1 protein-coding gene is annotated in these 2,254 nt (G+C 70.8%); it reads right to left on the bottom strand.

All coding sequences use genetic code 11. The features are described from left to right. Nucleotides 1–56 precede the first annotated feature (56 nt). The gene (locus FM110_RS00680; RefSeq protein ID WP_087101703.1) at nt 57–1,721 is read right to left on the bottom strand and encodes an ABC-F family ATP-binding cassette domain-containing protein; all 1,665 of its coding nucleotides are present in this window, start codon (nt 1,719–1,721) and stop codon (nt 57–59) included. Nucleotides 1,722–2,254: the final 533 nt, after the last annotated feature.

Here is a 2,254-nt window from a genome sequence, read left to right as displayed (position 1 = left end):
GCCTGCGGGAACCAGCCGCCGTTCTCACGATTGATCAACGTCCCCGGTCAGTACATCTAGTCCGCCGGGATCTCCGTCACGTGGCCGTCCTCGACGTGCCAGCGGCGCGTCAAGCGCACGGATTCGAGCATCCGACGATCGTGGGTGACCAGCAGGACGGTGCCCTCGAAGGCGTCGAGCGCCTCCTCGAGCTGCTCGATCGCCGGGAGGTCCAGGTGGTTGGTGGGCTCATCGAGCACCAGCAGGTTCACGCCGCGCGCCTGCAGCAGCGCGAGGGCCGCCCGGGTGCGCTCGCCGGGGGAGAGGGAGGCCGACGGGCGTGCGACGTGGTCGGACTTCAGGCCGAACTTCGCCAGCAGCGTGCGCACGTCCGCATCGGGCCAGTCGGGCATCTCCGTCGCGAAGCGCCGGGCCAGCGTCTCGGGGCCCTCGAAGGCGCCGCGCGCCTGGTCGATCTCCCCGACCACCACGCGGGACCCGGGATCGACATGCCCCTCATCGGGCGCGATGCGCCCCAGCAACAGGCCCAGCAGCGTCGACTTCCCCGCCCCGTTGGGTCCGGTGATCGCTACGCGGTCGCCGTAGTCGAGTGCCGCGTCGACGGGGCCGAGCGTGAAGCCGCCCCGGCGCACGACGGCCCCGCGGGCACGGGCCACGACGTCGCCGGAGCGCGGCGCGGAGGCGATCGTCAGCTGCAGGACCCACTCCTTGCGGGGCTCGTCGACCACCTCGAGTCTCTCGATCATCCGGTCGGTCTGGGCGGCCTTAGCGGCCTGCTTCTCGCTGGATCCTCTGGCGTGGGCGCGGATGTGCTTGTCCCGCTCCATGCCGCGTCCCTTGGCCTTGCGCATCGCGGTCTTGGTGCCCTTGTCCATCCAGGCGCGCTGCATCCTCGCGCGTGCCTCCAGTGCGCTGCGGCGCCGGGCGTAGTCCTCGTAGGACTCGCGCGCGTGGCGCCGCCGGATGGAGCGCTCCTCGAGGTAGGCGTCGTAGCCGCCGCCGTAGACGACGATCCGCTGCAGGGAGCGGTCGATCTCGACGATCGAGGTGGCGGTGTTCGCGAGCAGCTCGCGGTCGTGGCTGACCATGAGCACCGGCGCGCCCGCGTCGGCGATGAAGCGCTCCAGGAGGTCCAGCCCTGCAGCATCGAGGTCGTTGCTCGGCTCGTCCAGGAGGTAGGCGTCATAGCGTGACAGCAGCAGGCCGGCCAGGCCCACGCGGGCGGCCTGACCGCCCGAGAGCGTGGACACCTCCCGGTCGAGGTCGATGCCGAGCCCGACCTCGGCGGCCGTCGCCTCGAGGCGCTCGTCGAGGTCCGCGCCGCCGAGCGCGAGCCAGGACTCCAGGGCGTCCGCGTAGGCGTCCTGGGCGGCATCATCGGCGTCGGGAGCCCCGAGCGCCTCGGCGGCCGCGTCCATGCGGGCCGTGGCGTCGGCGACGCCGGTGCGGCGCGCGATCGCCGCGCGGACCGTCTCGCCGGGGGAGGCGTCCGCCTGCTGGGTCAGGTACCCGAGCGAGGCGCCGCGCGGGGCGACGTCGATGGTCCCCGCGAGCGGCGGGACGAGACCGGCGATCATCCGCAGCAGGGTGGTCTTCCCGCTGCCGTTGGGGCCCACGAGCCCGATGACGTCGCCGTCGGCGACCACGAGGTCGAGACCGGAGAAGAGCTCGACGGCACCGTGGCCTGCGGCGACTCGATGCATTCGGATGGTGGCGGACATGGGGAAAGCCTCCCATGTGCGGGGAGGTCGGTCCGCCGCACCTCAGAGCATCTCGAGGGGCACCGGGCCGGGCGGGGCGCCCCATCGTGAGGGCACTGCTTCACGGTGCCACTCCGGCTGAGACTCGAGGTCGATAATGAACACCGGGCTGATGGTGCCGAATTCTTGATTCCGGTGGAGCGGCCCGTGCTGGCCGCAGGGTGGAACCACTGTCTTCTCGCGGCACAGTACGACACAGAGCAGAAGAGGTGGTTCCGGTGGCAGACGATCAGCACCGTGATGAATCGGCTGTCCCCGATGACGGGGGCGAGATCGCCCGTGCGGAAAGGCTGGCGCCCCGGCCCGCGACGACCGTGTCCGATCAGGATCAGCAGGCACAAGAATTCGCGTCCCAACTCCTGCAGAAGATCATTCGCATCCGGGGAGTGAAAGTGGCTCTTCACAATTCGGGGTGTAGGTGTGGTCTGAATCCGTCGGCTTCGAGGAGTGCGCGGGCGATGTAGTTGGTGGGGTTGCGGAAGCCGAGGGCCAGG

The sequence above is a fragment of the Brachybacterium nesterenkovii genome (assembly GCF_900163655.1).
Lineage (GTDB): Bacteria > Actinomycetota > Actinomycetes > Actinomycetales > Dermabacteraceae > Brachybacterium > Brachybacterium nesterenkovii.
The sequence above is the reverse complement of the archived record's forward strand: the minus strand, read 5'-3'. Positions and strand labels throughout refer to the sequence as shown.

Coding starts and splice junctions, on each gene's coding strand:
- FM110_RS00680 (WP_087101703.1), bottom strand. CDS start 1,721: ATGTCCGCCACCATCCGAATGCATCGAGTCGCCGCAGGCCACGGTGCC.